The 20,578-nt window shown below is 67.2% G+C and carries 9 protein-coding genes and 3 pseudogenes; 8 read left to right on the top strand and 4 right to left on the bottom strand.

Annotated features, from left to right (window positions below; translation table 11 throughout):
* Positions 1-521: 521 nt before the first annotated feature.
* Positions 522-1,340, bottom strand: coding sequence for a hypothetical protein (locus ACIRQ9_RS32735; RefSeq protein ID WP_404181698.1), 819 nt, complete (start codon positions 1,338-1,340; stop codon positions 522-524).
* Between the two features lie 46 nt (positions 1,341-1,386).
* Between ACIRQ9_RS32735 and tap the strand changes: the two are divergent.
* Both tap and tpg read left to right on the top strand, forming a co-directional pair.
* Positions 1,387-2,587: pseudogene (gene tap, locus ACIRQ9_RS32730) on the top strand (telomere-associated protein Tap); the annotation flags it as partial.
* Between the two features lie 15 nt (positions 2,588-2,602).
* Positions 2,603-3,159 (top strand): annotated as a pseudogene (tpg, locus tag ACIRQ9_RS32725) (telomere-protecting terminal protein Tpg).
* Between the two features lie 496 nt (positions 3,160-3,655).
* Here tpg and ACIRQ9_RS32720 read toward each other — a convergent pair.
* Positions 3,656-4,876, bottom strand: coding sequence for an esterase/lipase family protein (locus ACIRQ9_RS32720; protein WP_404181695.1), 1,221 nt, complete (start codon positions 4,874-4,876; stop codon positions 3,656-3,658).
* A 690-nt stretch (positions 4,877-5,566) separates the two neighbouring features.
* On the opposite strand from ACIRQ9_RS32720, the pseudogene ACIRQ9_RS32715 reads away from it, so the two are divergent.
* The 5 genes and pseudogenes from ACIRQ9_RS32715 (at position 5,567) to ACIRQ9_RS32695 (ending at position 18,408) form a co-directional block, all read left to right on the top strand.
* A pseudogene (locus ACIRQ9_RS32715) lies at positions 5,567-7,059 on the top strand (NF041680 family putative transposase).
* 78 nt (positions 7,060-7,137) lie between these two features.
* Positions 7,138-7,410 (top strand): hypothetical protein, encoded by a 273-nt coding sequence (locus ACIRQ9_RS32710; RefSeq protein WP_404181692.1) that lies wholly within the window; start codon positions 7,138-7,140, stop codon positions 7,408-7,410.
* Between the two features lie 335 nt (positions 7,411-7,745).
* On the top strand, positions 7,746-11,390 hold the full coding sequence (locus ACIRQ9_RS32705; protein ID WP_404181689.1) for a LamG-like jellyroll fold domain-containing protein: 3,645 nt from the start codon (positions 7,746-7,748) through the stop codon (positions 11,388-11,390).
* A gap of 1,100 nt (positions 11,391-12,490) precedes the next feature.
* Positions 12,491-18,112 carry an RHS repeat-associated core domain-containing protein gene (locus ACIRQ9_RS32700; protein WP_404181989.1) on the top strand — a complete coding sequence of 1,874 codons (5,622 nt, stop codon included), beginning with the start codon at positions 12,491-12,493 and terminating at the stop codon, positions 18,110-18,112.
* Between the two features lie 5 nt (positions 18,113-18,117).
* Entirely contained in the window at positions 18,118-18,408 is a 291-nt protein-coding gene (locus ACIRQ9_RS32695) for a barstar family protein (protein ID WP_404181985.1), read from the top strand.
* Positions 18,409-19,167: 759 nt separating this feature from the next.
* Here ACIRQ9_RS32695 and ACIRQ9_RS32690 read toward each other — a convergent pair.
* Positions 19,168-19,899, bottom strand: coding sequence for a tetratricopeptide repeat protein (locus ACIRQ9_RS32690; protein WP_404181686.1), 732 nt, complete (start codon positions 19,897-19,899; stop codon positions 19,168-19,170).
* A 297-nt stretch (positions 19,900-20,196) separates the two neighbouring features.
* Between ACIRQ9_RS32690 and ACIRQ9_RS32685 the strand changes: the two genes are divergently transcribed.
* Positions 20,197-20,334, top strand: a complete 138-nt coding sequence (locus ACIRQ9_RS32685) for a transposase (RefSeq protein WP_404181683.1) — start codon at positions 20,197-20,199, stop codon at positions 20,332-20,334.
* A gap of 63 nt (positions 20,335-20,397) precedes the next feature.
* Here ACIRQ9_RS32685 and ACIRQ9_RS32680 read toward each other — a convergent pair.
* Positions 20,398-20,578: hypothetical protein (locus ACIRQ9_RS32680; RefSeq protein ID WP_404181680.1), on the bottom strand; the 181-nt coding region annotated here is incomplete at its 5' end.

Below are 20,578 nucleotides of genomic sequence, written 5' to 3'. Positions count from 1 at the left end.
CGCCGCGGCCCGTCGCGCTCAGGGCGCCTTGAACAGAGCCGGGAAACGCGGAGCGAGCCAGGGCTTGCGCCCCCCGGCCAGGATGCGGCCCTGAGCGAGGGGACCCCACTGGCGCCGGCGTCCGAGCGCCATCAGGAGAAACGTGACCGGCTCGATGAGCGGATCACCATCCCGAACCAGCGGCCCTCCGGCAGCCGAAACCGCCTCCTGCGCTGGCGCTGGCCACAGACGCTCTCCTGAGGCGGAACAGACGCCGAGCGTCACGGCCCCGGCCGGCCCCGCAGCCCTTGCAGGCCCGGCCGGGGCCATGTGCTGCCTGTGGCGCGGAGGATGTCCTCTACCGCGTCATGAGACGAACGAAGGCCCACAGGGCCGTGCCGGGGCAGGGACGATGCCGGTTCGGTGCTTCGCGTGCAGACCCGCCTTGGCCAGGCGGGACCGGCGGCCGAAGCGCCCGCGGGCCCCGTACGTGAACGAAGGCTGCCTGTCTGTACGCGTCTGGTGAAGAGCTGGCCTGCGCGCTAGGAGTCTTTCGACACGATCACGCTTTGTGAGGCGGCCGAGCGCAGGCTGAGGCCTCGCATGGCGGGGATGGAGCCCAGTCCCCATGCGATGACGGTGAGGCCGGCTGCTACCGGGCGTGCGACGCCGGGGGTGCCCGACCAGACCATGAGGACGGTTGCGGTGCCCCACAGGATCCAGGTCGTCCGTGCTCCGAAGCCGCCGAACAGGAAGGCCATGGCCAGAAGCGTCGCGCCGCTGGCGATCCACAGCAGGTGCAGTGTCGTGACGGGGAGCGGGAGCCCGGCGGAGTGCGCGCTCAGGTAGGCATGGACGGGGTCGTCGATCGTTGCGGCCACGTCGTGCCAGCGCCATCCGCCTGCGGGATGCCATGTGTGGGCCCTGCGCGAGACGGTGCTGGCCAGTGTGCCGAGGAAGGCGATGCCGACCAGGAACACGGAGAACAGGACGAGGAGCTTGATCCACAGGGCGCTCTGGCGCCAGCCGCCCGTCAGGGAGTCACCGATGTCCTTGCGCCGCGCCTCCAGCCATTCGGAGTCGCTCAGGACGAGCGGCGAGGTCATGCCCATCGCGGCTGCCGGGGCGCGGTGCGAGTGCGGTGGAGTCTTGAAGTCCGCGCCCAGTTCCCCCACAACCTCCTGCACGAGGAGGACGACGCGCCGGTCGTGGCCGAACACGGCATACCCGGCACACGCGGCGGTCGCCGGCAGCAGCGGAAGAAGCCACCAAGCGCTCCACTGCACCGAGCACTCCACGCTCAGCGCGGCCCCGGCCGCGGCCAGCCCGGCGATCAGGCACCGCCCTGCCCGCACGGCCATAGCCCGCGCGCTGATGGTGATGGGCCGGGACAACGGCTCCCGGCGCCTGGAGCTGATGACCGCGCTGCACCCGCCGACCCGGGCCTCCGAGCCGGACACCGACCCTAGGCGGCACTCCGAGCACAACCCCGGCAGCCTGGGCAAGGACGCCATCGACCCGATGAACTGGCCGCCGTGTGAGGTCCCCTACGGTCACCCCGTCCTCAAGGATCTGCCTCGGTTCCACGTGCGCGGCCCCGGCGAGAAGCTGTTCGAGGAGGCGGGCGACTGGGCACGGCCGATGACCGACGCGGAGTGCACCCTGCGCCACCTGGTCGGCATCGACGTCAATATGGCCTTCGCGGCCGGCGCGCCAACGGGCTGAACGTCGGCCTCGGAGAGGCGGCGCACGTCAAGGCCCCGGTGTTCTACCCGAAGCTGCCCGGCTCGTGGCTGGTGGACCTGAGCCATGTCGACCTGTCCCGCGTGAAGGTCGGCAAGGAGTGGCTGGAGCTGGACGGCAGCCTGCTGCCCTCGCCGTTCACGCCGAAGGGCGAGCGGCCCGAGGGGCCGGCCTGGTACGCGACGCCCACCGTGGCGTACGCGGTGGAGCTCGGCTACGAGGTGCGCCCGCTGGAGGCGTGGGTGCGGCGCGAGAACGGCCGCTACCTGGACCGCTGGTACCAGCGGCTGCGCGACGCCTACCTCGCCACGATGGCCGACCTCGGTGTCGACGCCGACCTGGCCCCGGCCGACTTCCTGACGGCGATGGACGGCTACAAGGGCCTTGACCCGGAGCTGGCGACCGTCGCGTCGGCGGTCAAGGCGACGGTGAAGGGCGGCCTGGGCAAGCTGCGCGAGCGACCCCGGGCGAGGGCTGGCGGCCGGGCGAGCCGTGGCGTGCGCTGTCCCGCCCGACGTGGCGGCCGGACATCCGGGCGGCGGTCATCTCCCGCACCCGGATCAACCTGCACCGGAAGATCGTCAAGCACGCGGCGTTCACCGGGCAGTACCCCATCGCGATCCTGTCCGACTGCGTCGTCTACGCCGCGAACGGACCGAGCCCGCTGGACTTCCTGCCCTACCGGGAGGGCAAGCCGCTGCCCGGCGGCTTCAAGCTCGGCATCAACCCGGGCCTGGTCAAGCACGAGGGCACGCAGGACGTCCTGTGGGGCGAAGAGGTCCGCGAGCGGTTCAACGCCCCGGAGCTCAACCTCGCCCGGTACATCAAGGACGGCACCGTCACCGACGTCGACAACGGCGAGTAGGGGAGCACGCCGGCGATGAGCATGTTCGGGGACGGCCTGGACAAGGCGGTGCAGAAGGCGTTCACCCGCCCCGCACCCGAGTCCGCGGGCCCGCAGATGCGGTACATGGTCAAGCAGCTCGGCGGCACGAAGGCCGTCGCCGACCTGCTCGGCATGTCCCAGCGGCAGGTCGAGCGGTACGTGGCGGGCAAGTCCAAGAAGCCGCGCGCCGACCTCGCCGCCCGCCTGGAGCGCGAGGTGACCAAGCGCTGGCAGCCCCAGATCCGGGCCAAGGCCCGGCAGAAGGCCGCGACGACCGGCGGCATCGTCATCGACACCCGCGCCCGCATGGGCTACACCGCGCCGATCGGGTCGACGGACCAGGACCGCATCCGGCACCTGACCGTCGCCCTGCCGCCCCGCTACGCCGCCCGCCTCTTCGACGCCCAGGAGGCCGGTGCCACGACCAGGAGCTCCGGGAGATCGCGGCCGAAGCGCTCAAGGAGGTCTACTTCCAGGACGGCGGCCGCCGCGCCGGCTCCCTGGAGGAGGTCCGGTTCACCGACGCCGAACACCTCGAGTTCGACCTGTAGCGGCCTCTCCCGAACAGCCCACGAGCCCGGACCGATGAGCCGAGGCACGATAGTTGTCACGTTGGCAGGGGCGTTGTCACCAGTTGACTGGCACCCGCCTGGTCAGAGAATCCCAGAGCGGGCCTCGCCGCGTGCTGGAAGGACTGCTGCGCCTCAGCCCGGTGGGTCAGCGCCCCCCAGGTACGTGGCTATGCGGGCTTTCCCGCGGCAAAGGTGACGAGCGGGCCGAGCTGCTTCCAGCATCTCTCCCGGAGCATGATGGAGCTCGGTTGCAGCTGCCTCCGCGTTTGGAGGCTCAGGGCGGATCCGGCCGCGCTTTCGAGACGACGGCCAAAGCCTCGTCTGCCGTGCCCTGTTGAGACGACCGGCTCTGGCAGAGCGGCCACAATCGCTTCCGTGGGCCACTTCGATGCTCGAAGTGGCCCACGCGGCCCGAACCATGCAGATGTTCCGCTGCGGCCTTTCCCGCCAACCGTCCGCCGGGCGGCCGGGGTGGCTAGAACCGGTCCAGCAGCCAGGTGCACAGCTCCTCGGTCGGGAGGGTGTGCGGGGTCGTCGTGGACGAGCAGCGGAACTCGTCCAGGCCGCTCTGGTCGGGGTTCAGGTCATCGACCTTTGCGTACAGGTCCTCCTGGCGTGCGAAGTCCGAGATGTCGATCGCGCTGACCGAGGGGACGAAGCACACGTGCGGATACCGCAGGTCGGCCTCGCCGCCGGCCTCGGTCATCGAGTGGGCGAGGATCTCGTACGTCGCGAGCGTGCCGCCCGGTGCGCCGTCCAGTTCCGGGAAGCCGCTGGTCGGGATGGTCCGCTCGGTCGCAGGGAACGCCCGCTTCAGGTAGGCGACCGTCACGTCGTCGCCCTGCGCCTGAGCGTAGAAGGTGGTGCCGGGGTAGCGGACCTCGAGCCGCAGCGCGACCTCACCGGGCTTGACGTCGGGCAGGCCGATGCCGTCGCCGCGGCCGTTGGCGACGGCCAGCTTGCGCGGGATCCGCGGCCACTGGCCGACCCGGTCAAGCTCGTTGAGCAGCGCGGTGCGTTCGGGGGCCACCCCGATCTTCTGGGTCTTCTTGTCGTAGTGCTGCCAGAGCATCTGCCGTGCGGCCGGGCTGTTCATCTGCTGCTCGAAGGGGTGGGGCTTGAGGTCCAGGCCGTAGGGGAGCAGGTAGGCGAACGCCTGGACGCCGAGGGGGATGGAGGCACCGCGGTGCGGGGTGTCGAACGAGAAGTACACGCCCGTCTGATGCTCGTTCTCGTGGAAGTCGGTCTCCATCCGCGCGAGGGTGTAGCGCGCGATGAGGCCGCCCATGCTGAAGCCGCCGACGATCAGCCGCTCGTTGCCCGAGCGACGGTTGATCGCCTCACGGATGGTCCCCTCGACCGCCTTCGAGTTGGTCAGGATGGAGTCGGTGCGGTTGTCGAAGCCGAGCAGGATCACGTCCTTGTGGCGCCGGCGGAGTTCGCTGATGAAGGAGTAGTCCTCGCCCTCCAGGAACTCGTAGAGCTCCTTGAGCTTGCTCCTGCCGTGGTTGAAGCCATCGGCGATGATCACCGGCCGGGTCAGGGAGGTGTTGCCCTCGCCGTAGAACACCCAGGTGAATCCACCGTCGACGGTCCACTCCTCGTCGAAGTCCGGTACCTCGACCCGGCGGGAGGGAGAGTCGAGCGGGTCGCCGATGGTGAACGGCGTGACGGGGGCCTCGGTCTTTTCGGACACGGTCGTGCTCCTCGCGGGAGGGGAGGGGGGCAAAAGCATCATGTCGCACATTCCTGGCAAGTAGGCTGTGCAGCCCTTCCAGCGCCTTGTGTGCTGTTGGTGGCGTCGGGACCTTTGGAGTGCGATCCGGCGGTAGGAGGGTTGGAGCAGACGGCACATCGAGGAATCGGTCGGCGGACCGGCCCCTCCCAGTATTTGCGCAGCTCAGCGGCTCACAAGGACACGCAACACCGCAGTAGCGCCTTCGCGTACGGCCGTGTCCCGCCCGTGCCTGCCGTCAGCCGCACGTGTGCGGACAGCTCGTTCAGTTCCCCGTGCGAGACATGCGCCAGTCGGGTGATGTCTCCGGTTCATCAGGAGGTGATCTTTTCGATGTGACGCGTCACCTTCTCGGGTGGCGCCGCAGACAGCCAGAGGCTCCCGATCTTCGTTACTGGTGACAGAAAGACTGCCGAATGAGCGCAGGCGACAAGTCGGATGCCTGGGTTGTGACAACCAGGCTGCTTCGGCCGTTTCCGTTCGCCATCTCAGCCGGTCCCGTTGGTGACAACTTCTGAGCTTGTCGTTTAACGACCGGCGTCGAACGTGATTCGAACTTGATCAGCGTTTTCGCACTTCAGCGGACACGTAGGCGGCCCCCGTCTGATCCTGTGCTCCGTCACAGAGTGGATCAGCGCGAAGGCCGTGGTCGTGAGTTTGGTGCATCAGGGCGTCCTGCGGGATTCGCTCGCGGAAGTGTCACACTTCCGGTCGGAGTTGTACGCGTCTCTGACCGTGCGGGGCGACGCGTTGTTCGAGTTATGCGACGCACTGCTGTGCACGGACGGGCCGGTGCGGACGCTGGTTGATCTCGCACTCGCTCCCGAGCATCGTCGTGGGCACGGAGCGATGTACGGCGGACTCAACCAGGGCCGGATCGATGTTGCCCGGCTGCGTCGTGCCCTGGCTGGGGTGCCATTGCCACGGGCGGCGGACGGTCGGCTCGTGCTGGCGGTGGATGTCTCGCCGTGGCTGCGCCCGGACGCCAACACGTGTGCTGACCGGGCCTTTTGCCACACCTTCGGGCGGGGTGAGGGCAAGCATCAGATGGTGCCCGGCTGGCCGTATTCGGTGGTGGCCGCGCTGGAGACCGGCCGCACGTCCTGGACGGTGGTGCTGGACGCGGTCCGCCTGCAGCCTGGCGCCGACGTCGCCGCGGTGACCACAGTGCAGATCCGTCAGGTCATCGAGCGGTTGGTCGCCGCGGGCCAGTGGCGGCCGGGTGACCCGGAGGTCCTGGTCGTGCTGGACGCCGGATACGACGCCCCGCGCATCGCCCACCTGCTGGATGGCCTGCCCGTCGAGATCCTCGGCCGGCTCAGTTCAGACCGGGTGATGCGGCGTCCGACACCCTCCCGCGAAGAGTTCCACCTGGCCAACCCCAAGGGCGGCCGGCCGCCCAAGCACGGCGGCGAGTTCGTATTCGGCGATCCCGCAACCTGGGGCGCCGAGCAGGCCGTGACGGTCACGGACACCCGGCTCTACGGGAAGGCGACCGCGCAGGCGTGGGACCGGCTGCACCCGCGGCTGACCCGCCGGGCCGCATGGCTCGACCACGACGGACCGCTGCCGCTCATCGAGGGGACCGTCATCCGCCTGGTCGTTCAGAAGCTGCCCAGCGGCGGGGTCAACAAGCCGGTCTGGCTGTGGTGGTCGGGCACCGGCGCCACCACAGTGGACGTCGACCGCTGCTGGCAGTCCTTCCTTCGCCGCTTCGACATCGAGCACACATTCCGTCTGTTCAAGCAGACCCTCGGCTGGACCCAGCCCCGACTCCGCAGCTCGGAAGCGGCCGACCGGTGGACCTGGCTCGTGATCGCTGCCTATGCCCAGCTCCGACTCGCCCGACCGCTGGCCACCGACCTCCGAAGGCCCTGGGAGAAGCCGACCGAGCCGAACAGGCTCACGCCGGTCCGCGTCCGCAGAGTGTTCAGGAACCTGCACGCGAAGACCGGTTCCCCGGCTGGTGCACCGAAACCATCCCGCCCCGGACCAGGCAGGCCGCCAGCTCGAAGAACCAGCGACCGGCCACCCGCCACGACGTCGGGCGAGTGCTCGCCACCGGCGAGGCGTTCAGCCGTCCCGCCCACCACAAAGTCGGCACCAAGCCCCGCCGCGGGGCACCTGAAGTCCCGCCCGCCTGAAACGTCAGGAAGCCGACCAGGTTGGATGGCTCCATGGTGAGACGGAAGCGGGAGAAGAAGAGGCGACCTCCTTTCGGCATGCCGAAAGGCATCACCCTGCTCGTGACGCCGGAAGGCTGGCGCCACAGTGTCCTCACCGTGGACGGCGGGATGCATTGCGGGCGCCTCACCGACGTTCCGGTCAATGCCGACCCAGCTGAGGCACGGGCCGCCGCGGCGGCCATGGTGGTGGGACTCGCGCACGACTTTCACGAAGCGCGCGTCGACGTGACCTGGGATCCGCCCCGGGAACCTGGGTCCTGGACCGCCCAGGTCACCGTTGCCGCGTCCCCGCCGAATGCCTTTGGTTAAACGACAAGCTCACACCATCAGGAGAGTCGGCCCCCCAGGTCCCCGGACTGGCCCGGGCGGCCCTGTGCAGCTGGCTCGCGCCGGGGCCGGCATCGCATGCATGTGGCGTCTCGTCAGGCTAAAGAGTCAGGTCGACGCGCGTTACCGCCACGGTGGAACAAGGTCAACGTGACGGACGACACCGTTGACCATCACTCAAGATCCACACATGATCCTCACAGCTCTTGGTAAGAAAAATTTAAGGACGGGGTGGGGTCGTGTTCACGCGACAACGTCGGCATGGCTGGCGCCAGGGGATGCGAAGCGGGGCGGTAATTGCCGCGCTCCTGGGGGGTATGGTCCCGGCGGTCGGGGTTGCGGGCGCGACGCAGGCGCTCGCCGATGACGGGGTGACCGCAGCAGCAGCCGATCCCACTCCGGAGTCGAAGGCGAGCGCTCTCGCGGCGGAAACCGGTGTGCGTGTGGCCGTTGACGCGGCGACCACCGAGTCGTCCCAGACCTTTGCCAATCCGGACGGCACATTCACCCAGGAGATGAGCGCCGCTCCGGTGCGTGCGCGTGAGGATGACGGTGCCTGGGCCCCCGTCGACACCAACCTGGTACGGGACGGCGAAGGCTTGGTGCGGGCGAAGAACACGACCACCGACCTCGTCTTCTCGGGCGGCGGCAGTGGCGACGGGCTGGTCACGCTGAAGGACGACGGGCACGAGCTGAAGCTGGGCTGGCCCACCACGCTCCCTGAGCCCCGACTCGACGGTGCCACCGCCACCTATCCCGGAGTCCTCCCCGACGTTGACCTGCGGCTGACCGCGCTGAGCACTGGCTACACCTCGGTGCTGGTAGTCAAGACGGCAGAGGCGGCCAGGAATCCGGCGCTGGCGACGATCAGGATGACCGTTTCTGGCGCCGGGCTGGACATCGCTCCGACCGCCGACGGTGGCTTCGCCGCCAACGACGCCGACGGCACACCGGTCTTTGAGAGTCCGGCGGGGCGGATGTGGGACTCGGCGGGGGACAGCCCGACAGGCCCGTCCGGTGCCGGCACTCAGCTGATGCGGACCGCTTCCCAGGCTTCCGGGGCCGGGGACTCCATTCCGGTGGCCGCAGCCAAGGGCGAGCCCGCCCCTACCGAGGGCCCCGGCAGCGGCGACGCGTCGAGTGAGCTCCCCCTCAAGCTGGCCGGCTCCACCCTGGAGATCACGCCTGACCCGGTCCTGCTCCATGGCGCGGACACTGTCTTCCCGCTCTTCATCGACCCGCCGACCAAGGGCGTCGTGCTGGGGGACTGGACGGCGCTGGCTTCCAACGGCACCAAGTACTGGAAGTTCGACGGGGACAAGGGGGTGGGGCGCTGCTCCAACTACGCCGGCTATCTCTGCTCGAACACCCCGTACACCCAGCGCATGTACTTCGAGTACCCGTTGTCCTCGATTTACGGCAAGAAGGTCCTGGACGCGACGCTGGAGGTGTACCAGGTCTGGACGTTCACCTGTGATCGGCACTGGTACGACCTGAGCCATGTCACCAAGACCATCTCCTCCAGCACCACCTGGTCCAGCCGCCCCACGGCGGACGACCTGATGGGTGACCAGAACGTGGCCTACGGGCGGGGTTCTCTGTGCAGCCCGTCGCAGCCGGCGAACTGGGTGCGCTTCAGCGACAACGTGGGTGAGGAGACGAACGAGAATCTGACCCCCACGCTCGCTTCGGCCGCCGCGAACAAGGATCCTCAGATCACGTTCTCGTTGACCGCGCATGACGAGTCCAACGCGGCCTCCTGGGCACGGTTCCGCAACGACGCGACGCTGTCGGTGACGTACGTGTCCTACCCGGACAAGCCGACCCCGTACGGTGTGCAGCAGGGCAACGCGGGGCAGGCCTGCAACACCTCCGCCTCTGCCTTTGTCACCGGGGCCAAGCAGCCGAAGATGCTGGCCACGGTGCAGTCCACCGACGGCTCCAGCGCCCAGTTGCGTGCCATGTTCGAGGTGTGGAAGGCCGACGGCTCCACCCGCATCTGGTCCGCGGCCTCCCCGGACGCCACGTGGGTGGCAGACAATGCGGCGCGCAACGCGACCACCAGTTTGCTGACTCCGCAGGCGGATTACCGGATGCGGGTCAAGACGCAGGCGTACTACAAGACGGACCGGGGTGACACGGGCATCCTGGACTCGGACTGGTCTTCGTGGTGCTACTTCCGGGTCGACACCGACTCACCCCCGCCTCCCGTGGTGACGAGCACCGACTACAAACCGGCCGAGACCAACCCCGCTGCGGGCGGGGTGGGCACCCCGGGCACGTTCACCTTCAGCCCCGGGGACAGCGACCCGGTCGCGGCCGGAGTCCAGTCGGACGTCGTCAGCTACAAGTGGAAGCTGAACAGCGGGAAAATCTCCGACCCGATCCCCGTCGCCAAGGGCGGTTCCACCACCAAGTCGATCCCGCCGGACCAGGCTGGTGAGAACACGCTCCAGGTCTTCGCCTACGACGCGGCGAACCACAGCTCCCAGACCGGCTACTACAGCTTCCTGGTGAAAGGCGGGGAAAAACCTGCCGGAATCTGGCACTTGGACAACACCCTCACCGACGCCACTGAAGCCACCCAGCACCCGCTGACCAGTTCGGGCGACACATGGGACACCCTGGCACGCAGCGGTTCCGGCGCGGCCAAGTTCAACGGCACGAGCGCTTACATGACCAGCTCCGGAGCTGTGCTGGACACCACCAAGTCCTTCACCGTCTCGGCCTGGGCGCGCCTGACGAAGAAGGACGTCAACTACACGGTCCTGTCCCAGGCCGGCACAAACGCCTCCGGGTTCCAGCTGTACTACTCAACCGCCTACAACGCCTGGATCTTCAACCGGCACCAGACGGACGTCACCTCTCCGGAGATCACCCGTTCGGTCGGTACCAAGCCGCCGGTTCTCAACGCCTGGACGCACCTGACGGGCGTCTTCGACGCGGCGGCGAACACCATCCAGCTCTACGTCAACGGTGTCCCGCAGACCGCACCGGTGGCGTTCCCCGTCACTCCGTGGAAGGCGTCCGGTGCCCTCCAGGTCGGGCGGCTGTGGCATGCCGCGACCGGCAAGGAGTATTTCTCCGGAACCATCGACGAGGTCAAGGTCTGGTCCCGAGCCCTCGCGGACACCGAGGTCGCCCACGAGGCCTGGCTGGAGGACGAGGACATCAGCGACGGCACCGCCGGCGACCCGGTTCCCGCGCTCGTCGCCAAGTGGGATGCCACGGACATGGCGAACGCGACCGGCACGACGGTGAAGGACACCAGCGGTTTCGGCCGTAACCTCACTCTCAACGGGGCCGCGCTCACTCAGATCACCACGGGCGACCCGGACATCGGCGAAGAGGTCACCACCACGCAGACGATGACCCTGAACGGCACCAGCGCATACGCCACCGCGACGGGCCCGGTCGTTGACGACTCCGGTTCGTTCACCGCGACTGCCTGGGTCACGCTGGACCCCGCGAAGCTCGCCGACACCAGCAAGTCGTACGCGGTGCAGGTGTTCGGCCAGTCGGGGACCAGCCAGTCGTCCTGGGGTGTCTGGTACGAGCAGCCGGCGGGCAGTGCCCAGGGCCGGTGGACGTTCGGCCGTCCCGACAAGGACGGCACCGGTGCGGCCTGGACGAAGAGCGAGTCCACCGCGTTCAACACTGCCGCGCTCGGCGTTCCCGTCATGCTGACGGTCGTCTACGACGCTCAGGCTGCGGCCGATCCTGAGGACACCTCCAAGCTCGGCGGACTCAAGCTCTACGTCGACAGCGCGCTGATGGGCGCCGGGGACGGTATCCCGTTCTCGGCTCCCTGGCAGGGCTCCGGGGCGATCGAGATCGGCCGGGCGAAGATCAACGGCGCCGCCGCCCGCTACTTCCCCGGATCGATCGACAGCGTCCGCGTCTGGGTCGGCGCCACCTCCACCGACACCATCGCCAACCGGCGCAACGCCGAACAGCGATAACAACCAGGGGCAACGGCGGCCCTCCGTGGCCGCCCTTGCCCCCCATCGCTGCTCCGCTCACACCACTGCGCACTCCTCACCGGAGCGCTGTCGAGCCCCGGCGTCCTCGGGGGACCAGTCGTCCCCCGGACGACTCTGCCTCTATCCACGAAACAGGGAAATCATTGTCTGCATCACCCTTGCGTCCACTCCTGCCAGGAGCTGCCGTACGCCACTGGCTCAGCCGTGGCGCGCTGGTCCTTTCCCTCGCCGTCCTGCCACAGGTCGTCGTCCCCTCGGGCTACGACTTCGCTGCACAGGCCCAGCCTTCGGCGGCCCGCAAGCCGCTGGAGGATCGGCCCGACGCGAAGACCGACAAGGTGGGCGTGCTCAGACCGGGCGTGTCCAAGGCGCCGAGGGACAAGGCCGCGCCCGCCGCCCGCAAGACGCGTGAACGACTGAAGAAAGCCGCCTGGCCGAAGACTGGATCAGCCACCGTCAACGTTCCGGCGGCGGGCAGTACCTCGGTCGCCGTCGGTGGACTCGACGTGGAGCTTGCCCAGACGCCCGTTGCCAAGAAAGGGGCGAAGGTCAGATCCGGTGGGAAGGACACCGGCCCGGCCGAGAAGGTAGCGCTCCGCGTATACCCACAGTCGGCAGCGAAGAAGGCGGGCGTCAACGGCGTCCTACTCACCGTCGACCCGGGCACCGCGTCTGGAAAGTCCGCCGGCGACACCGACAGGCTCCGCGTCTCCGTCGACTATTCCTCTTTCTCCGACGCGTACGGCGGCAACTTCGGCCCCCGCCTGCACCTGGTGACACTCCCGGCGTGTGCACTGACCACCCCGGCGAAGAAGTCCTGCCGAACCCAGAAGCCCATAACCGGCGCGGACAACGACGCGCAGTCACAGACCCTGACAGGCACCATCTCCGCCAGCACCCTGAAGGCCGGGACACCCATGCTGCTCGCGGCAGCAGCTGGCAGCTCGGGCGGAGGCGGCGACTACGGCGCCACATCCCTGTCCCCGACCGCGACCTGGGAGGCTGGCGGCAGCACAGGTGACTTCACCTGGAACTACCCGCTGCGGGTCCCCCCGGCCACCGCCGGCCCGGCCCCGAACCTGTCCATCTCCTACAACTCGGGCTCCGTGGACGGGCGGACGGCCGGTGAGAACAGCCAGACCTCGGTCATCGGTGAAGGCTTCTCCCTCACCGAGTCCTACATCGAGCGCAAGTACGCCTCCTGCAAGGACGACGGCGAGACCGGCAAGGACGACCTGTGCTGGAAGTACGCCAATGCCACGCTCGTCCTCAACGGCAAGGCCGTCGAGCTGGTCAACACCTGCGCGGACAAGGCGGCCTGTGAGACCGCTGCCCTCTCCCAGGCGTCCGGCGGCAGCTGGAAGGCGAAGAACGAGGACGGCACCCGCGTCGAGCACCTGACCGGGGCCACCGGCAACGGGGACGACAACACCGAGTACTGGAAGGTCACGGACGCCTCCGGCATCCAGTACTTCTTCGGCAAGCAGCGGCTGCCCGGGTGGAGCGACAAGGGAACCACCGACACCGCCGATGACGACCCGGTCACCAACTCCGTATGGACCGTCCCCGTCTTCGGCAACAACCCCAGCGAGCCCTGCTACAAGTCCACCGGCTTCGCCGACTCCTCCTGCAACCAGGCCTGGCGCTGGAACCTGGACTACGTCGTCGACCCCCACGACAACGTGTCCTCGTACTGGTACACCAAGGAGACGAACTACTACTCCAAGAACGCCGACACCACCGTCAACGGCACCAGCTACACCCGCGGCGGCTACCTCAAGCGCATCGACTACGGCCAGCGCAACACCCTGATCTACAGCAAACCGGCATCCCAGCAGGTCCGCTTCACTTACGCCGAGCGCTGCCTGACCTCGTGCACCAGCCTGACCAAGGACACCAAAGCCAACTGGCCAGACGTGCCCTACGACATGATCTGCGCGGCCAGCACGAAGTGCACCACCCAGATCGGCCCGGCCTTCTTCACCCGCAAGCGCCTCACCGACATCACCACCTCGGTGTGGACCGGCACCGGAACCACCCAGCGCGACGTGGACACCTGGCATCTGGACCAGGACTTCCCCGACACCGGTGACGCCTCCTCGCCGAGCCTGTGGCTGAAGTCCATCCAGAACACCGGCAAGGCCTACACCACCACAGCCGCCATGCCGCCGGTCGTCTTCGGCGGCATCCAGCTGTCCAACCACGTCGAGGGCAGCGGCCCGGACACCCTGCGCTACATCAAGTGGCGAGTACGCACGATCAAGTCCGAGACCGGTTCGACCCTCACCGTCAACTACTCCGATCCGGACTGCATCTGGGGCAGGAGCATGCCGGCGGACATCGACAAGAACACCCGCCGCTGCTACCCGGTCAAGTGGTCCCAGTCCGGTGCGACCCCGGTCATCGACTGGTTCCACAAGTACGTCGTCACGTCCGTCCTCCAGGACGACCCCTACGGCCACGGCGACACCGGTGAGAAGTACTACGACTACCAAGGCGGCGCCGGCTGGGGCTACGCCGACGACGAGGGCCTGACCAAGGCCTCCAACCGCACCTGGTCGCAGTGGCGCGGCTACGGAAGGGTCGTCGAGACCTCCGGCGACTCCGAGGGCCCGCGATCGAAGAAGTCCACGCTCTACATGCGCGGACTGAACGGAGAGAAGGAACTCGACGGCACCGCCCGGGTCGAAAAGGTCACCGACTCCACCGGCACCGCGATCGACGACTCCCGCCAGTACGCCGGCTTCGTCCGCGAGACCATCGTCTACAACGGCACCGAAGAACTCAGCGGCACCATCAACACCCCCTGGTCCCACAAGACCGGCAGCCACACCTACACCTGGGGCACCACCGACGCCTGGATCGTCCAGGCCGGCGAGACCGTTACCCGCACCAAAACCTCCACCGGCACCCGCACGACCACCCAGAAGACCACGTACGACCCCACGTACGGCATGCCGATGACCGTCGAGGACAGCGGCGACGCCGGCAAGAGCGGCGACGAGACGTGCGTCAAGACCAGCTACGCCCGCAACACCACGGCCTGGCTGGTGAACACGGTCTCACGCACCGAGACCTACTCGGTTCCCTGCGCGACCACGCCGACCGTCCCCGACGACGTCATCTCTGACACCACCACGGCCTACGACAGCCAGGCGGTCGGAGCGGCGCCCACCAAGGGCGAGATCACCGCCTCCTACCGGGTCGCCAGCTACGGCAGCGTCGACAAGAAGCCCGTCTACCAGCAGGTCTCGGGTGCCACCTACGACAAACTGGGCCGCCCGCTCACCGCGACGAACGCTGTGAACCAGACGGTCAGGACCACCTACGTCCCCGACGACACCGGCTACGGCCCGATGACGTCCAAGACCACAACGGACCCCAAGCTCTTTGCCTCCACCAGCGTGGTGGACCCGGCCTGGGGCACCGCCACCAAGACCACCGACCCCAACGGCAACGTCACCGAATGGGCCTTCGACGCGCTCGGCCGTCTCAAGTCGGTCTGGATGCCGAACCGTTCGCGAGCTCTGGGTGATGCAGAGAGCATTGTCTACGCGTACAGCATCAACAACGACAAGGAAACCTGGGTCCGCACCGACGCCCTCAAGGCCGACGGGAAGACCTACAACAGCTCCTACGAGATCTTCGACGGCCTGCTGCGGTCCCGACAGAAGCAGGTCCCCGCGCCGGACGGCGGCCGGGTGATCTCCGAGACCCTCTACGACGACCATGGCCTGGCCTACATGTCCAACGCCCAGGTCCACGACAACAACGCCCCGTCAGGCACCCTGGCCAACACCTTCCCCGGCTCCGTCCCCGCCTCCACCGAGACGGTCTACGACGCCGCCGGACGCGCCACCGAATCAATCTTCCGGGTCTACGACCAGGAGAAGTGGCGCACCAAGACCGACGACCAAGGCGACCGCACCGCCGTCACCGCCGCCGCAGGCGGCACCGGCACCCTGACGATCACCGACGCCCGCGGCCGGGTCACCGAGCGCCGCGAGTACGGCGGCCCCGCCCCCACGGGCAGCGACTACACGCGCACCCTGTATGAGTACACCGCCGGCGGTCAGCTCAAGAAGCTGACCGGCCCGGACGGAGCCGTGTGGACCTACGGGTATGACCTGCGCGGCCGTAAGACCAACTCGACCGACCCGGACACGGGCCAGGTCGACACCCTCTACAACGACGCCGACCAGCCGACCACGGTCACCTCCACCCTCAAAGGCGTCTCCCAGACCCTGATCACCGACTACGACGAGCTCGGACGCAAGACCGGCACCTGGGACGGGACGAAGGACACCACCCACCAGCTGACGAAGTTCACCTACGACACCCTGGCCAAGGGACAGCCGACCGCCGCGATCCGCTACGTCGGCGGCACCACCGGCAAGATTTACTCCCAGGTGATCACCGGCTACGACGCACTCGGCCGTCCCAAGGGCACCAAGACCGTCATCGCCGCCAGCGACCCCCTGGCCACCGCCCTGACCGCCGCCGGCGCGTCGCCGACCTTCACCACCTCGACCACCTACAACATCGACGGCACGGTCCAGTCCACCTCGATGCCCGCAGCAGCCGGCCTTCCGGCCGAGACCGTCACCAACAGCTACAACAACCTCGGCATGCTCACCGGCACCGACGGCATAACCGACTACGTCCAGAACATCGGCTACTCCCCGTACGGCGAGATCCAGGAGACCCGTCTGGGCACCTCCACCGGAGCGAAGCAGCTCCAGGTCTTCAACCAGTACGAGGACGGCACTCGCCGTCTGACCAACACCCACACCGTCGACCAGACCAACACCGGGCACACCAGCGACGTCGACTACGCCTACGACGCCACCGGCAACGTCAAGTCGGTCACCGATCAGGCGAATGGCAAGGACACCCAGTGCTTCGCCTACGACGGCTACCGCCGCCTCACCGAAGCATGGACCCCGACCTCCAACGACTGCGCCACCGCCCGCTCGGCATCCGCGCTCGGCGGCCCGGCCCCGTACTGGACCAGCTGGACCTACAAGCCCGGCGGCCTGCGCGACACGCAGATCGAGCACAAGGCCGGCGGTAACACCACCACGTCCTACGGCTACCCCACCGTCAATGCCTCCGGCGCCGGCCAGCCCCACACGATGACCTCGGTCACGGTCGGCACCGCCGCGGCCAAGTCGTACGAGTACGACGAGCAGGGCAACACCACCAAGCGGTACGACCCGACAGGCACAGCGCAGAGCCTTGACTGGGACATCGAAGGAGAGCTGACCCAGCTCACCGAAGGTACCAAGACCACCGACTACCTGTACGACGCGAACGGTGACCTGCTGATCCGCCGCGGCCCGGCGGAGACAGTCCTCTACCTGGCCGGACAGGAACTCCACTACGATTCGGCCGCCAAGAAGTTCACGGCCCAGCGCTACTACGCCGCCGGCGACGCCACGGCGGTCCGTACAGAATCCGGACTGTCCTGGATGGTCGACGACCACCACGGCACCGCGTCGATGGCGGTGGACGCCACAACCCAGTCCATCACCCGCCGCTACACCAAGCCGTTCGGTGAGGCACGTGGCACGGCACCGTCCGCGTGGCCCGATGACAAGGGCTTCCTAGGCAAACCCGCCGACGCCGAAACGGGCCTGACCCACCTCGCCGCCCGCGAGTACGATCCGACCACCGGCCGCTTTCTATCGGCCGACCCGGTTCTGGCCCCGGACGACCACGAGTCGTTGAACGGCTACGCCTACGCGAACAACACCCCTGTTACCAAGTCCGACCCCACCGGTCTGCGACCGGTCACGGCCTGCGAGTACGGATGCAGTAACGGTAAGGGCGGAACCGATTACGACCACCTGGAGGCGAACGGCAAGGGCGGATGGACATACGTCTCCACCCAGATCTATAGCCAGTCGTTCCAGTATCAGAAGGCAGGTGGCGGAACCGGTAGCGGCACCATGACCGTCACCGTCCACACGGTCGGAGGCGTCAAGTCGGCGACGGTGGTCTTCAAGAAGGGGCCCGACCCGAAGCCTCAGGAGAAGGAGGGGTGGCAGTGTAAATCGTGCTGGGCCATGGGAACCAATCCCAACTACGACCCGAATGCCAACGACCTTCCTGACACAGGGAAGCTCGCAACCTGGCAGAAAATAGTACTGGGCGTCGTCTCGGTCGTGGCGGCGGCCGTGGTTGCCGCACCGGTTGCCGTCGCCCTCGGAGAAGGATGCCTGGCCACCGCGCCGGTGTGCGCCGCGGAAATCGCCGAGATGGTGACCGGCGGGGCATCCGGCGGGAGTGCGGTGGTCGGGGGCACCGGGGCACTGTCCGCCGCAGGAGCTGCCGCCCTAAAGCGGGATCTGGCTACGGCCGAACTCGCCAATGATGCGGTGGGAAGTCTCAGAAGCACTGGAAATCTCCCGGCAATCTATGTTACTAAGAAAGAGGCGATGGCTCAGGGGTGGAGGCCCGGAAAAGCGCTGGGGAATAAAATCCCTGGGGCTCAACTCGGGGGGGATGCTTTCGAGAATTCTGATGGTATACTTCCGTCTGCGAGTGGACGAAAATGGTACGAGGCTGACATTGGCATCGATTCCAGCCGGACGCGCGCCAAGCAGCCGGGCACTCGTCTCCTTTATTCGAATGATGGACTCGCCTATGTCACAAGTGACCATTACGAGTCCTTCTATCAAATAGAGAATTGGAAGTGAAGGCGATGCTGCTAGAAATCGACGGAACGCATATTCGCACCGTAAGCGAATTCCATTCTGCTATGGCTAGCGCACTTAACCTCGGATCCTACTATCGCCCGAATCTGGACGCTCTTTGGGATATCCTATCGACGGACATTGAGAGGCCGGTTCAAGTCATCTGGCGCAACTCGAGCGAAAGTAGAATCTCGATGGGGGAGCGGTCCTTTGATTCGATTCGCAATCTATTGCTGCGGGTGCAGGCGCAGGATGAAGAATTCGGGTGGGACGAGCGGTTTACTGTTCATTTCGAATAGTAGCTCTGACTGCGGTTGTCTCCGACGGTGACTAGTAGGATGTGACCGGAACTTTCCTGACGTCGCTCCACCCTGTGGCGAGGAGACGGATCCTTCGCCTCCCCGCCACAGGGGTCATGCCTACTATCTCGAAAACCTCATAGCGAACATCGCTCGCGTCGGAATATTCGGCAGGATCGCGGATCAGTTCGCCTTCGTGGAAAAATCCGACGAACTTCGTCGGCGAATGGGCGAGGCTTTTCGGGAAGACCTCGGACCATACGAAGTCCAGGAAATTCCGATCCACCATGCCGTCGGGCTGACGCGCACCGGGTTGCCCGGCCGCAGACCGATCCGGGCCACTGCCGTCGGCAGGTGATGCACCCCGAGGGCGCCGTCTGTGGGTAGTGTGGGTTCTCGTCTCATCAGAGGCGCGTGAGATCGTCTGATGTTCTCTCGGCTGTGGTCCCTATCTGGGTATGAGATTGATCTTGATAGTTAGATGTCGCCTGATGAGCTGCGTATCTAACGGAGCGTGTATGTGTGGCCTGAGGCGTTGAAGAGGTCTGAGGTGCGATCCCTCGATCTATCTGAGATTCCCTGACAGCCTTGAGAACCTCTGTAGGGTTTGCGCGGTTGCCGAAGCAGTCGTGGGTCAGGGGCTTCGGAGCCCAGTTGCGCGCTGAGCGGGGGACTTGTGCCTTACAGCGACCGCACATCGACGAACCCTGGGGCCTGGACGTCGACCGTCTGGTCCTGCTCGCCAGACCTGCCACGTCATCACGTCACTGAGCCGCCAGTCTTCGCCGGTCGGATCGGATGGGGCCGGCTGCGCGTGCGGCTCCACCAGCGCCTCTTGTGCTGCTCTAGCCAGAGGGACAGGCGGTCGCTCACCGAGACGGTGTACGGATGGTGGGCACCGAAGGCTGTCTGGCAGCCGATGAGGGATTGTTCCAGCAGGGCAGTGGCCCTCGACCTGTCGCCTCGCGACCAGTACAGGACGGCGAGATTGACGTGGCATTCCAGGGTTGCGGGGTCTTCGGGACCCAACAGCCGCGCACGGACAGCAGCGGTGTCCTCCAGCAGTGCAACGGCATGGACACGCCCATTGGCAGCTGGAGAGGGTTCCTGCCGTTCACGGGCCAGCCGCGCGTCCTGGTGGGGAAAGTCCTCCTGCAGGAGTGTGAAGGCGTCCTTGTGACGGCGGGCGAGGAAGGAGGCCCATGCGAGATCGCGTCGAGTGATGAGGGTCATGGGGTGAGTGCGGCCCAACAGTTGTTCGCTGAGGCCGGTCAGCCGCTGCCCGTCGGGGACTGCTGCGGTGGCGAGGCCGGCACTGATCAGACTGCGCAGAGTCCAGCGCAGGAGGTAGTGGCCTTCGACCGTCCACAGCAGGTCTCCGGCGCATGCATCGACGCTGTCGATGTTGGTGCGCAGTACGGCTGTCGTCTCACGGTCGAACCAGGAGGCCTCGTTGCATAGTTCTCTCAATGAGTCGACGGCGGTTTTCACGACCGCTGGCACTGTGGCATCGGGAGTGCACTCGCGTACGGCTCGCGCGGTCAGAGCGTGCAGCCGCACCGCGCGGGAACCGGCCTGAGCGTGGTCGGTGAGCAGACCGTAGCGGTGCAGTAGTCGCGGGGCGGCCCGCACCTGGTCGGGATCAACGGCGGCGGTAACTCCGTTGAGTGGTGGGGGCGTTGGGTGTTGAGGTAACGGGTGACGGCGTCCCTGGGCCTTGACCCCGGATCTTGGACACCGGAGACACTTGGATCTTGATGGTCCAGGAGAACGGAGTCCCCTGTGGGGATGAAGCATTACCCCGCCGAGTTCAAGGCGGACGCGGTCGCGTTGTACCGGTCGAGGCCGGGAGCGACGATCAAGTCGGTCGCCGGTGATCTCGGGGTGAACACCGAGACGCTGAGGAACTGGGATCCGGGCCGCTGATGGGCACCGAGCCGGCGCCCACCCCGCACCGTCGGCCGCCTCGCAGGCCGTCGGCGACGCGGTTCAGGCGGAGCTGGCCGCCGCCCGCAAGAGGATCCGTGAGCTGGAGGAAGAACGCGACATTCTCCGCAAGGCGGCCCGGTATTTCGCAACGGAGACGCGCTGGTGAACCGCTACCAGTTCGTTGACGATCACCAGCGCCGACACGGCGTGAAGCGGCTCTGCGACATCCTCGGCCTGGCCC

Source organism: Streptomyces sp. NPDC101237 (assembly GCF_044767465.1).
Lineage (GTDB): Bacteria > Actinomycetota > Actinomycetes > Streptomycetales > Streptomycetaceae > Streptomyces > Streptomyces gramineus.
The sequence above is the reverse complement of the archived record's forward strand: the minus strand, read 5'-3'. Positions and strand labels throughout refer to the sequence as shown.

What these genes read in the sequence shown, in the direction of transcription:
- ACIRQ9_RS32710 (WP_404181692.1), top strand. Translation starts at nt 7,138, where the DNA reads ATGCCGAAAGGCATCACCCTGCTCGTGACGCCGGAAGGCTGGCGCCAC.
- ACIRQ9_RS32685 (WP_404181683.1), top strand. Translation starts at nt 20,197, where the DNA reads ATGAAGCATTACCCCGCCGAGTTCAAGGCGGACGCGGTCGCGTTGTAC.
- ACIRQ9_RS32705 (WP_404181689.1), top strand. Translation starts at nt 7,746, where the DNA reads ATGGTCCCGGCGGTCGGGGTTGCGGGCGCGACGCAGGCGCTCGCCGAT.
- ACIRQ9_RS32695 (WP_404181985.1), top strand. Translation starts at nt 18,118, where the DNA reads ATGCTGCTAGAAATCGACGGAACGCATATTCGCACCGTAAGCGAATTC.
- ACIRQ9_RS32735 (WP_404181698.1), bottom strand. Translation starts at nt 1,340, where the DNA reads ATGGCCGTGCGGGCAGGGCGGTGCCTGATCGCCGGGCTGGCCGCGGCC.